Origin of the sequence: Brachyspira pulli, from assembly GCF_036997785.1 — a bacterium.
Lineage (GTDB): Bacteria > Spirochaetota > Brachyspiria > Brachyspirales > Brachyspiraceae > Brachyspira > Brachyspira pulli.
The window spans coordinates 24,006-37,528 of record NZ_JAWLQI010000015.1 but is presented as its reverse complement, the minus strand read 5'-3'; the positions used below and the strand labels follow the sequence as shown (position 1 = coordinate 37,528).

The 13,523-nt window shown below is 25.5% G+C and carries 12 protein-coding genes; 11 read left to right on the top strand and 1 reads right to left on the bottom strand.

The window, feature by feature from the left end:
• Positions 1-55: 55 nt before the first annotated feature.
• Positions 56-1,213, bottom strand: coding sequence for a cyclic nucleotide-binding domain-containing protein (locus R4K56_RS05090; RefSeq protein ID WP_335758889.1), 1,158 nt, complete (start codon positions 1,211-1,213; stop codon positions 56-58).
• Positions 1,214-2,109: 896 nt separating this feature from the next.
• Between R4K56_RS05090 and trxA the strand changes: the two genes are divergently transcribed.
• The 11 genes from trxA to rplT all read left to right on the top strand — a co-directional run bounded on the left by trxA (position 2,110) and on the right by rplT (position 13,112).
• Positions 2,110-2,427, top strand: coding sequence for a thioredoxin TrxA (gene trxA / locus R4K56_RS05085; RefSeq protein ID WP_297297126.1), 318 nt, complete (start codon positions 2,110-2,112; stop codon positions 2,425-2,427).
• Between the two features lie 168 nt (positions 2,428-2,595).
• The gene (locus tag R4K56_RS05080; RefSeq protein WP_335756970.1) at positions 2,596-4,410 is read left to right on the top strand and encodes a glycoside hydrolase family 10-like protein; all 1,815 of its coding nucleotides are present in this window, start codon (positions 2,596-2,598) and stop codon (positions 4,408-4,410) included.
• A 58-nt stretch (positions 4,411-4,468) separates the two neighbouring features.
• Positions 4,469-5,158: a hypothetical protein gene (locus R4K56_RS05075; protein ID WP_335772013.1), complete on the top strand. Its 690-nt coding sequence runs from the start codon at positions 4,469-4,471 to the stop codon at positions 5,156-5,158.
• An 82-nt stretch (positions 5,159-5,240) separates the two neighbouring features.
• Complete coding sequence (locus tag R4K56_RS05070) at positions 5,241-6,428, top strand: Crp/Fnr family transcriptional regulator (RefSeq protein ID WP_335756972.1); 1,188 nt, start codon at positions 5,241-5,243, stop codon at positions 6,426-6,428.
• Positions 6,429-6,798: 370 nt separating this feature from the next.
• Positions 6,799-7,509: a type II restriction endonuclease gene (locus tag R4K56_RS05065; RefSeq protein ID WP_335761143.1), complete on the top strand. Its 711-nt coding sequence runs from the start codon at positions 6,799-6,801 to the stop codon at positions 7,507-7,509.
• Positions 7,510-7,524: 15 nt separating this feature from the next.
• Positions 7,525-8,748, top strand: a complete 1,224-nt coding sequence (locus R4K56_RS05060; protein ID WP_335772014.1) for an HsdM family class I SAM-dependent methyltransferase — start codon at positions 7,525-7,527, stop codon at positions 8,746-8,748.
• A 5-nt stretch (positions 8,749-8,753) separates the two neighbouring features.
• On the top strand, positions 8,754-9,323 hold the full coding sequence (locus R4K56_RS05055; protein ID WP_335772025.1) for a BspA family leucine-rich repeat surface protein: 570 nt from the start codon (positions 8,754-8,756) through the stop codon (positions 9,321-9,323).
• Between the two features lie 602 nt (positions 9,324-9,925).
• Positions 9,926-11,857, top strand: coding sequence for a threonine--tRNA ligase (gene thrS / locus R4K56_RS05050; RefSeq protein ID WP_335772015.1), 1,932 nt, complete (start codon positions 9,926-9,928; stop codon positions 11,855-11,857).
• A 12-nt stretch (positions 11,858-11,869) separates the two neighbouring features.
• Positions 11,870-12,457 carry a translation initiation factor IF-3 gene (gene infC, locus R4K56_RS05045; protein ID WP_335756976.1) on the top strand — a complete coding sequence of 196 codons (588 nt, stop codon included), beginning with the start codon at positions 11,870-11,872 and terminating at the stop codon, positions 12,455-12,457.
• Positions 12,458-12,540: 83 nt separating this feature from the next.
• A complete protein-coding gene (rpmI, locus tag R4K56_RS05040; RefSeq protein ID WP_297297108.1) occupies positions 12,541-12,744 on the top strand; it encodes a 50S ribosomal protein L35 in 204 nt (67 codons plus the stop codon).
• A 14-nt stretch (positions 12,745-12,758) separates the two neighbouring features.
• Entirely contained in the window at positions 12,759-13,112 is a 354-nt protein-coding gene (gene rplT, locus R4K56_RS05035) for a 50S ribosomal protein L20 (protein ID WP_297297106.1), read from the top strand.
• Positions 13,113-13,523: the final 411 nt, after the last annotated feature.

Below are 13,523 nucleotides of genomic sequence, written 5' to 3'. Positions count from 1 at the left end.
TTATTAATTATAATGTTTCAAAAAATTATGTCAACTAAAAAATCTTTGTATCATATTAAAAAGTATAACTTTTATATTCATTAAAATAATTTTCAACTTCTGATATAGTTATATTATCAAATGAATCAACTTCTATGTATTTTATCTTTTTTAATTCTGATATCACTTCTTTGTTAGAATTGTTTATATCAAGCATATTTTTTATATCATTTATTTTATATGGTAATTTTAATTTCTTTTGATTATTAAATAAGAATTCCATTTTTAATATAGAATATATTATAATTATAAGCTTTTTATATAATTCTTCTGTCTTTATAGCTTTTATTTTTAATATAGCATTATTAACTTTTACTGCCACCATTTTTATGAAGTTTATTCTTAATTCTTTGTTTTGCTCTATCATTTGCACCAATTCTTTTTTGTTTATGATAGTTATTACGGATTCTTCTAAAACTATTGCAGTTGTAAGTAAAGGTTTATAGTCAAGAATAGGGTGGTATCCGTTTATCATATAACCATCAGTGTAAACGCATCTCATAGTTTGTTTGCTGTTTAATACGCTATATACACCAACTTTACCTGATTTTATAATATATATATGATTTCTTGAGCGTACTTCAGAATACAGACAATATCCTTTTTTAAACTTATAAACATTTTCTTCTATAAGCTCTGGTTCTTCTCTTATTGGTTTTACAGTTTTTAATATGTTGTTTATTTCATCAACATAATTGTTGTCTGGAAATAGATTCAAATATTCATGGCACATTTTATATACTGCGTCTTCATGCCCATTATTTTTGTATATATATGCCATAGTGAGAATATCATCTTTATTGTACAAATCTACTTTCTTTTTGGCTAGTATAGTATAATATTTGCTAAGCCAAGTTTCTAATATAAGATATAAATAATTATATATCTTATCTAATAAATCTTCGTTTTTAATATTAATTATGCTGTCTATTTTGATTTTAAGAACCTCAGTTTCTTCTAATGCTTCAACTGTAGAAAAATAAGGTTCATCTATTAGAGATGAAATTAAACCTATGATACTTCCTTTTTTACTTTGATATTTGTAGTTTTCATAGAAGTCATTGTGACTTTTAGCTTTTCCTTTTACAATTATATAGAAATATTCTACAGGTTTTTCTCCGGACTTTATAATAATATCGTTTTTATTGAACTTAATAATATCATATTGTTCCATAAAACTCCCATACACTATTTTAAATAAACACACTATTACGACCAGCATTATAATATAAAGAATAATTATGTCAATAGAAAAAAATTATTAACAAGAAATAATTAACTAATTTACTAAAATTTTTATTAATTATAATGTATTATATATTATTATTTTTTTGTTATTATTCTCTTTTAGTTAAAAATAGTCTTGAATCATACTAAATATATTTGTTATATAATCTGAAATATTTATTTTTGTATAATTATAGCTAATTATTATATACTATTTACTTGTATATAGTATGTTATATTTAAATTTGTAGTTACTATACTTAAGTATGGCAGTATAAAAATTAAAATTTATAAATTACTATTAATTATGTTTGATATGTTTTGTAAATATCTGCTTTATTCTTAATATTTTAATTTTTTTTCTATAATGAAGTAGGTGTATAGCGTTTATTTATTTATATATAATAAAATAAATATTAAGAACATTATTCTAAATATGTTTGATATATAAAACTAATATGATTCTTTTTATAAATTTAAATAGTATTAATATATTCTAAATAGGTACTAAATTTTACTGTCTGTATTTTGTCTAAAAAATATTAAATGTTTATATGTTTCTATCTTTTTAATTATTATATTGAAATTTTTGTTGTATTTATTTGTTTTTATAATATAAGTATATATATGTAATAAGTAATTTGAATGTATTTTGTTGTCTAAATAGTACAATAATTTCTAATCATATAAATTGTTCCATTGATGTATTTTTATATTTTTAATAAATCATAGTTATTTTAAATCATTATATTTTATTAGTAAAATAAATTTGTTTTATACTTGACTTAAGAATATATTTTTTATATAATGTATATTATAAAAATATATTTCTGGAGTTTTATAATGCAAGAATTAGATAAAGATACATTTGATGAGAAAGTTATTAACTCAAAAGAATTATGCTTAGTTGACTATTTTGGTGATACTTGTGAACCATGTAAAGCTTTAATGCCACATGTTCATGAATTAGCTAAACAATATGAAGGTAAAGTACCTTTCTATTCTTTCAACACTTCTAAAGCTAGAAGATTAGCTATTCGCGAGAAAATTTTAGGACTTCCTACTATCGCTATTTACAAAGATGGTGCTAAAGTTAAAGAAGTTACTAAAGAAGAAGCTACTATTGAAAATATCAAAGCTATGGTAGATAGTATGCTATAATAAACTATTAACTTTTGTCTTAACAATAAAGGGGCTTTTTTAAGTCCCTTTATTTTTTGCATTATATTTTTTACATACAATAATAAACTTATTTTATATATTGACTGTTATTATTATTAAATATATAATTTAAGTAATTTAAGAAAATATCATAATAATGAAGAAAGAATGAAGAAAATCCTTGTTTTAATATCCTTAACAATTTTATTAATATCATCATGTCAAACATTAGATATTATAGTACCAAGTAATTTAAGAATGAAACTCGTGAAAGATATGGACGAGGATAGAAATATAAATCCTCTTTATAGAGAGTTTAGGGGAGCATGGTTTTCTACGGTTGCAAATATAGATTGGCCTGTAAGAGGCGGAAGCGAATCAGAACAGAAAAAACTTGCAATAAAACATTTAGATACATTATATAAAAACAATTTTAATGCAGTATTTGTTCAGGTAAAGCCGGATGCCGGTGTAATATTTCCTTCAAAGATGAATCCTACAACAAGATATTTTTTTGGTTCTAAATCTACCGATGAAAGAGATGATTATCCTTTCAAAACTGATATGTTAAAATTTATAATAGATGAAGCACATAAAAGAAATTTAGAAGTTCATGCTTGGTTTAATCCATACAGAATATCTGCAACTTACGATTCAAATAAAAGTTATGCTGAACAATTTTCAAAAAGAAATTTTGTACACACTTATGTTTCTAATGATTTAAAACCTATACAATGGTATGATAAAAAATTATATTTGGATCCTGGCGAACCAATAAGTGCTGAATATATAATAGCATCTGTTATGGAAGTTGTTGAAAATTATGATGTAGACGGAATTCACTTTGATGATTATTTTTATCAGAATATAGCAGGAGATAAAACTTACAGAGATTGGCCTGACGAGGTAAGTGCATCTAAATACGGAGAAAAAAGAGGCTATAATATAACAAATACTTCACTTGATGATTATGGAGTTGACGGACTTTATGCTTGGAGGAGAGATAATATTAACAGGCTTGTAAGTGATTTATATAGAGAAATTAAAGCTAGAAAACCTTATGTAAAATGGACAATTTCACCAGCAGGAGTTTGGAGAAATAAAAATCCTTTATCAGAATATGCAGGCTGTGAAAATGGAAGCGATACTAAATCATATAATCCTAATTTTGATGCTTTGCATGCTGATGTTCTTTTATGGATGTTTAATGGAGAAAAGACGCCTACTTTAAGTAAAGCAACTGTTAAAGACGGTTTAAATAGAATGTATGTTGATGCAATAATACCTCAAATATATTGGAGTTCATCTCATCAAACAGCTCCTTTTGATATTATAGCAGATTGGTGGATTAATGAAGCTAAAAAATCAAGAAGCGGAAATCTTGCAGATTTATATATAGGACATGCATTATATAAAATGGGAAGAGATACAAATGTAGAGCCTTGGCAGGATATAGATTTGATGTCAAAACAGGTAGAATATATAAGAGAAAAAGGAAAAGGCTATGTAAAAGGTTCTACTTTTTTTACAATGCATAGCATGTATAAAAATGATAGGGATAGCGGAGATTTTGGAAACGAAGCACTTAAATATGTAAAAGAAAATGATTATATATTTAAAGCAATAGTTCCTACTATGAATACAATGAAAGATTTGAGAAAAGCTCCTTTAAAATTAGAAAATCCAACTATAAAGAAAGTTTTCGGAGGAATAGAAATAACATTTACAGACCCTAACGAATATAAAACTGATAAATATAATCATGCAGCAGTAGCAACATCTACATACTATGCTATATATAGAGAAACTATCGGAGAATATGGCATAGAATTAATAGATAAAATAAGAAGAACAAATTTTGATGTAAATTCTAAAGTTACATATAAAGATAAAACGGTAGATTCCAAAAAAACTTATATATATTATGTTACAGCATTAGACAGAATACATAATGAAAGCGAATATCTAAAAATCATAAATTAAATAAAAAATTAATGTAATATAATTTGACAAATCTTATCATTGTTCATATACTTGTATTATGGTATTAGAAAATTTATATTATACAGAAAATTATAAAAATCATTGGCTTAAATATGGTATCTTATTTGATGATAAATATTATGAAAAAGATAAAAAAGTTATATTGAATAATGATTACTATATGATCAATAAAAAGTATACTGGCTTCATTCATGAGAAAGATATTATAGGCTATGAAAGAAATTTGTATAAAAATGATGAATTAGTTTATAGTTATAAGAGTGATGATTCACGTTTATTGAAAATAATAAAGCATACAAATAATAATGATTATTTTTTCTTTAATAGAGATTTAACAGGTTTTTCTATATTAGATTTAAATCATAAAAATAAAGAATTTAATTTTTATTATAATAAACCTATATATAATGCTGAACATTTAAATGGTGTTTGGATTTTTATAGATTTAGAATATTCAAATGGAAAAATACTTTTTTATGGATTTTATCTTTTTAAAGAGGATAGCGGGGCTTATAAAAGAGTATTCAATTATATGATTTATAATTTTTATGAAGATGTATTTAATAATCAAAAATATATTAATTTAGTTGATGTAAGAAAATTTATATATGATAAATATAATTATAATCTTGATGCAAATTACAAAGCGTACTTCAAAGAAGATTATATAGCAGTAGAAGATATGTTGAATAATAAATCATTTACTATAAAACATGATGAGTATTAATATGAAAAAATAATATTAATATTCTTGTTATATAAAAATAATGAAGTATAATAATTTATATAAAAATGAAGGGTTTGTTATTATGGTAGATTTTAATATTGTTGAGTTTAAAAAAGATTCTCTAATATTTGTTGCAGGTGAAAAAGCAAGAGATATATTTTATATAATTAAAGAGGGAAGCGTAATTGATAAAAATTATGTAGTAGATAATACTAATTTTGAATTTGTTGTTGGAGATATTATAGGAATGGTTTCTGCAGTATTGGCTGAACCTTATTATTCTACTATGATAGCAGCAACAGATGTTCAATTAATAGAAATACATGCTAAAGATATATACAATATTGAAGATGAAAAAATTATAGAAAATATATATAAGTATCTTATAAAATTTATGGAAATATGGCTTGGAAAGTATTTTTATAAGTTATCTGAAGCTTTAAACATTGGAAGTTATAAAGAAAATAATGCACTTGAAATAGCTAAAACTTATGAAGAACATGCATTTTATCCTGCATCATTATATATGTATAAGAAAATCATAGAAATGTTTCCAAATGAAGATCATACAGAAATAAATGAAAGAATATCAGCAATAGAAAAAAATAATAATATAGAACCTCCTTTAGAAATAAGTACCAATTTGTATGAATATAAAGCAGGAAGCTGTATATTTTCAGAATTAGAAAATAATACTGATGTTTATCTAATCAAAGAAGGAAAAGTTGGAGTATATAGTGTATTTAATGGAAAGCTAATAAGCAGAATAATATTCCTTAAAGGAAATCTTATAGGATATAAACCAATACTTGGTAATAAACATTTGCTTACTACTTGTATTGTATTAGAAGATACTATATTGCAGGTTGTAGGAAAAGATGATTTTATTAGATTGGCATACTCAAATAAGAAGCTTCAATATTATCTTATAAATGTAATGACTAGAAGAATATACAATACAGTTATAAAAAGTTATACTATAAGCATAAAAAGTGTAGTAGGTAAATTTTATAGTATAGTATATTCTTTTACAAAAACTGAATTATTGTTTGAAAAGAATACTGATTTCTTGGAGCTTCCATATACTGTTTATGATATATGTGCTATGGTTGGAATTGAAGATGTTGATTATATAAAATCTGAAATGAAGAAAACAAATGTAATATTATTTTCAAGACAAGGAAAAATCATTATACCAAGTATTGAGAATTTCTTTAAAGAATATGAGATGTATAGAAAAAGAAATTCTACAGCTAATATTTTTATATAATTTAGTATATACCTAAACAAATATATTTTGTCAAAAATATATTTATATTTTGCTTTTATATATGGGGCTTGCCTCAGACTCCACTTCTTTTGCCGATTAGGTACCTACTCGGTGGTAGCCCAAAGAAGCAAAAGGACTATATTTTATCTTAAACTAATTAATTATTTTTACATGTAAAACAATTTTAGTATGATTTTGTACTAATTTTATACTTGCACTTTTTGGTTCTTTTTGCGGCGGGAAAAAGAACAATATAAAAATTGACAAAGTTAAAAATTTTCGGTATATAGTATTTTATAAAATAAAATCTGTTTATTACATGATAAATTTATATCTTGACAATTTTTTATATTATAAATATATTAATAAAATGCTTAGTGATATTTTTAAAGATATAATAAGAAATAAAAAAGAGTGGCTAAAAAGTAAAGAGGGAGACGAATTTGAAGATAGATTTGAAACCTCTTTAAAGCGTCATGGATTCAATAGACGTATGCATGACGATAAAGAAATGAAAACTATACTTTCATCTATAAAGAATGATATATTAGATAAAAAGTCCGACAAAATAATCGATAATATTTATGCTTTAGAAGATAAAAGTATGGAAAATTGTTTTGTATGCCAGCCTTATGGAAGTCAAAATTTTCCAGATTTTTTAATATTTACATGTAAAAAAATTATAGCAATAGAAATAAAATACAGCAGCGGTAAATCATCAAGCCCTATGTGGAACAGTAATTTACCTAAGGCTAATGCTATTTATATATTTGGTTCTTATGGCAGGGGAGATGTTACTTTCTTTATAGGAGATGATGTGCTTCCTATGAATGAGCGTAATGAACTTATAGATTTTTTTGAAGAAATAAAAAAGCTTGAAGATAATTTCAAAAACAAAATGAAAAAAGATAATCAGAATAATTTATTTGCATATAAATTTGATAGGGGATTTAATGTTTATGTCAGACGTGCTTATGAACAGAATAAAACTATAAATGAGAATGCAAAAATAGATTATTTTCTACATGAAGATAGAATAAAATGCGAAAATAATGTTATAGAATTTTGTAATAGTTTGTGATTGTAAGAGAGTTATATGCAGCAAGAATATACTGAAGAAAGCATTGATTATTTAATAAATACGGATATAGAAAAAAGAAAAAAACTAGGGCAGTACTTCACGCCTAAAAGTATAAGAGATTTACTTTTAAAAGAATTAACATCTATTTCAGATAAAAAAGATAATCCTAAAATACTTGATCCTGCAAGCGGAACCGGAGAGTTCCTTTTGTCTTGTAATGAATATTTCAATAATCCTAATTTGTATGGATTTGAAATAGATGAAAATTTAGTTAATATATCTAAAAAATTAATTGATAAAGCAGATATAAAATGTATTGATACTTTACAGCTTGATACTGAAAAATCTATTAAATATGATTATGTTATAGGTAATCCTCCGTATTTTGAATTTAAGCCGGATAAAGAATTGAAGAAAAAGCATTCTGATATAATAAGCGGACGAGTTAACATATTTTCTATATTTATAAAATTAGGTTTACAATTTCTTAATGATGAAGGTTATTTAGCTTATGTGGTTCCGCCTTCAATGAATAATGGAGCTTTTTTTAGTAAATTAAGAGAATATATCATTAATAATAGCAGTGTTGAATATTTGCATATTGTTGAAGGTTCTGATAATTTCTATATGGCTAATCAAAAAGTCATGCTGTTAATACTAAAAAAAACTAATAGTAATAAAAATAAAAAATATATATTTTCAAAGAATGATATAACAATATTTACAGAAGATAAAACTTTTTTAAATAATGCATATAAAAACACAATTAGTTTAAAAGAAATAGGGTATGAGGTAAAAACAGGAAGTATTGCTTGGAATAATTATAAGAAAAGTTTAACAGGCGATAAAAATAATTCTATACCTTTAATATATTCTTCTAATATAGTTGATGGTAAAATAGTTATACCATATAAAAGAACATTGCAGTATATAAGAAATATTTCTGAAGATTTTATTATAAGAAATGAAGTTATAGTTGTTAATAGAATAACTGGTTCTCATAAGAATGTAAATATAAAATCTGCTATAGTTAGAGAAAAAGAATTTGTATGCGAGAATCATGTTAATGTTATATATCCTTTAAGTAATTATAATAAAGATTATAGTTTAGAATATATTTATAATGCTTTGAATGATGAAACAAATATAAAAGTATTAAGCCTTATAACAGGAAATACTCAAATATCAAAAACAGAATTGGAAAGACTTCTTCCTATAAAAATTATTAATAAGGTATAAATTTGATGAAATATAAGCCAAAATATAAATTCGGATTATTGGATTATATTAAAGATGAAAGTATCAATTTAGCTGATATAGATACAAGCGATATGATTGATATGTCATATTTATTTGAAGATAGTAAAAGAAAAAATTTTGATGGCATAGAAACTTGGAATGTATCTAATGTAACTGATATGAAATGCATGTTTAAAAATGCTGAATATTTCAATGCGGATTTAAGTAAATGGAATGTTTCTAAAGTTCTTGATATGAGTGAGATGTTCAGTAATACAAAATATTTTAACTGTGATTTGACTTCTTGGAATATTGATAATGTTAAATACTTTGAAAATATTTTTGAAAATGCTGATTCTTTCAAACATATAAAGACTGTTTTAAAATTTTATAATAAATGTAAGAGTAGAAATTATAAAAAGAAACTTCAGTCAATGTTAGAAACTTTTGATATAAAAGAGCTTTATATAGAATTAAAAAATGATAAAACTTATTATAAGAAGAATAAAGATTTCATAAAAAAGCTAGAAAATATATACTATGATGAATTGAAAGATATAATACTTGAGTATTAATATTAATATATACAAAAACAACTATATTTTGTCAATTTTGATATTTTGGCAGATGTATTATCAACTTTTTTGACGCACAAAAAAGTTGCAAAAAACGCAAATACTACAACCTTATATTATTACAATATGTATTAAATTTATGGTAATACCTAAAATTTAGTCTTTTTGATTCTTTGTGCCAACACCACTGGCACTCCCTGCGGTCGCAAAAGAACTGGGGGGTACGAAGTACGCAGAGCGGTGGGCTAGTCCCCACAAATAATAAAAATAATTTTTGATAAAATATAATTGTTTAGGTATATACTGAAATAAATGTATTTTATATACTATCAATTTTTAATTCATAAAAAATTAATATTATATCAATAAAATTATTATGCTATACAAAGCTGCATATATAAAATATTAATTTTGTTTTTATAAAATACAATCATTTTTATTTTATATAGTTTAATAAATTAATATTCTAATACATAAAAACTTTATTTTGTAATTATTAAATATATAAGATGATTGACTATTATATAAAAATATGTTATAGTATATAGAAATATTTGCAATTTATTTTGTAAATATAAAGTATCAATTCAAGAGGTGTAATAATGTCAAAAATTAATTATTTAGGACAGTCTTATGATTTGTCCAGCGGAGAGTCTTTATTAGACTTCCTTAAACAAAATGCTAAAAAAGATTCCAAAGATGCAGTAGCAGCTAAATTTAATGGAACACAAGTTGACCTTACATATACGCCTGAAACAGACGGCGATTTAGAATTGATACTAACCACCTCAGAAGAAGGTCTTGAAATATTAAGACACTCTACAAGCCACTTAATGGCTCAGGCAGTTAGAAGACTTTATCCTAATACTCAAGTTACTATAGGACCAGCTATTAAAGACGGTTTCTATTATGATTTTGATGCTGAAAAGCCTTTCACTGAAGAAGATTTGCCAAAAATCGAAGATGAAATGAAAAAAATCATAAAAGAAAATATTCCTGTAGTAAGAAAACTAATGAAAAAAGATGAAGCTATAGAATATTTCAAGAAAGCTAATGAACCTTATAAAGTTGAAATTATAGAAGGCATAGATGCTGATAAAGTATCTTTCTATGAACAAGGCGATTTTATAGATCTTTGCAGAGGACCTCATGTTCCTTCAACAGGATATATCAAATCATATAAACTTATGTCTGTTGCTGGAAGCTATTGGAGAGGCGACTCTAATAATAAAATGCTTTCACGTATATATGGTACAGCTTTTGAAAGTAAAGAATCATTAGATAAATACCTTAAAAAATTAAAAGAGGCAAAAGAAAGAGATCATAGAAAATTAGGTAAGGAATTAAATTTATTTAGTTTCCATGATGAAGGCCCTGGTTTTCCTTTCTGGCACCCTAGAGGAATGGTTATTTATAAAGCTGTTGAATCATATATAAGAAATGAAAATGACAAACGCGGATACGTTGAAATAAAAACTCCAGCTATACTTAATGAAGAATTATGGCATAGAAGCGGACACTGGGATAATTATAAAGAAAATATGTATTTTACAGAAATTGATGACACTAAATACGCTGTAAAACCTATGAACTGTCCCGGCGGTTTGATTGTTTATAATTCTAACATACACAGTTATAGAGATTTGCCTTTAAGAGTTGCTGAATTAGGTTTTGTGCATAGACATGAACTTTCAGGAGCTTTACATGGACTTTTCAGAGTAAGAGCTTTCACTCAAGATGATGCTCATATATTCTGTACTGAAGAGCAATTAGGCGATGAAATTATTAATACTATTGACTACTATTTATCTGTATATAAAGATTTTGGTTTCGAGAACTTTGAAATATTTGTTTCTACTAGACCAGCAAAATCAATCGGAAGCGATGAAATTTGGGAGCTTGCTACTAAATCATTAATTAATGCTTTAGACAAATTAGGAATAGCATACAAAATTAATGAAGGTGACGGAGCTTTCTATGGCCCTAAGATAGACTTCAATATTAAAGATGTTCTTGATAGAAACTGGCAATGCGGTACTTTACAAGTTGACTTCTCACTTCCTATGAGATTTGAGATTAGCTACGAAGGTAAAGATGGTAAAAAACATACACCTGTAATGCTTCACAGAGCTATACTTGGTTCTATGGAACGTTTTATAGGTATATTAGTTGAACACTATAACGGTAAATTCCCATTATGGTTATCACCTTTACAAGTTGCAGTAGTTAATGTACTTAATGAACAATCTCAAATAGATAGAACTAACGAAGTAGCTAAAGCATTAAAAGATGCAGGCTTCAGAGTAGAAGTTGATGAAGGCGATGAGAATTTAGGTACTAAGATTAAAAAATACCGCTTGCAAAGAACTCCATATACAGTTATAATAGGAGCAGAAGAAGTTTCTAGCGGAAAATTATCTATTAGAACACGTTCTTCACAAGAAATTAAAGATATGGATTTAAATGAGTTTATAGAGAAACTCAAAAAAGAATCTAAGGAGAGAATGAATGATTCTATATTTACTACTAAATGAGGTAGCTAAATAATGGCAACAGTAAAAAAAGAAGGAGAGAGAATTAATCAATTTATTACTGCACCAGAAGTTAGAGTTGTGCATGATGAGAGAGGAAGCCTTGGTGTAATGAGTATTAAAGATGCTCTAGCACTAGCCAAAGAGGAAGGTTCAGATTTGGTAGAGATTGTACCTACAGCAGAACCTCCTGTTTGTAAGATTATCAATTATGGTAAGTATAAATTTGATATTCAGAAGAAAAGTAAAGAAGCTAAGAAGAAGCAAAAGTTAGTGCAGCTTAAAGAGATCAAGATGCGTCCTCAAATAAGCATACATGATTATAACTTTAAAATGAAGCATATTCGTGAATTCTTAGATGAAGGCAACAAGGTAAAAATTACTATAATGTTTAGAGGTAGGGAAATGGCACATACTGAATTCGGCTATGACCTTATCAATAAAATTATACAAGATTTGGAAAATGAAGCTACTACAGAAAAGCCTGCTAAATTAGAAGGTAAAAATTTATCTGCAGTGCTTAATCCAATGAAGATGAAAAAGACTTCTTCCGATTCAGAAGGTTCCAATAAGAAAGAAGTTTCTGAAGATACAGAAGAATAATTTATTAGCCCACTAGCTATGCGTACTTATCATACGTATAGATTGAGCATACAGTAAATATAATTTTAAAAGGATATTAGTTTATGAAACAAAAGTTAAAAACAAAAAGCGGTGCAAAAAAACGTTTTAGATTTTCTAAAAGCGGTAAAGTAAAATTTGCTCATGCATTTGGAAGTCACAAGTTTTTATGCAAAAGACCAGATACTAAAAGAAAGTATCGTAAAGCTAGAATTGCTGATGATACTAATATGCTAGAAATGCCAAGATTAATGCCTTACGGCAGATAATAAAGGAGACTAAGATGAGAGCAGTTAGCGGAACAGTAAGAAAGCATAAAGTTAAAAAAATATTAAAGATGGCTAAAGGTTACTATGGTTCACATAGTAAACAAATGAAACAAGCTAAAGAAGCTGTAATAAGAGGTTTAAAATACGCTTATCGTGATAGAAGACAGAAAAAAAGAATGATGAGACGTTTATGGACTTTAAGAATTAATGCAGCTTGCAGACCTTTAGGTATATCTTATAGTAAATTCATTAATGGTCTTAAAAAAGCTAATGTTATTATTGACAGAAAAGCTTTATCTAATTTAGCTATTGATGATTATAAAGCATTTGAAGCTGTAGTTGAAGTAGCTAAAAAGGCACTTGCTTAATTGAAAAACTAAAAATATTTACTTATGTATAAAATTACCGTTGGTATTCTTTAATAGAATTCCAACGGTTTTTTATTTTATGTTTTTTAGTAAATCTAGTATTATTTTTTGTCTTATTATATTATAAATACTGTAAATATTTACAATTAATAAAAATTATGAAAAATTATAATATTTTTTCTTTTTTTATAAAAATGCTAAAGTTAATTTCCTTGCGGCCGATAATATATTTAGTTGATTGGACTACCCCCCAATAACTATATTTGTAATAAGCCGCTTTGTTCATCCCACAAAAGCGGTTTATTTTTTTAAATTTCTTTTTAATTATAAAATAATAAATTTTATACAGTTCTTAAGTGATACAAATAAAAATTGAATTTTATATTCTAATGACTTTATAGTTATTAATCT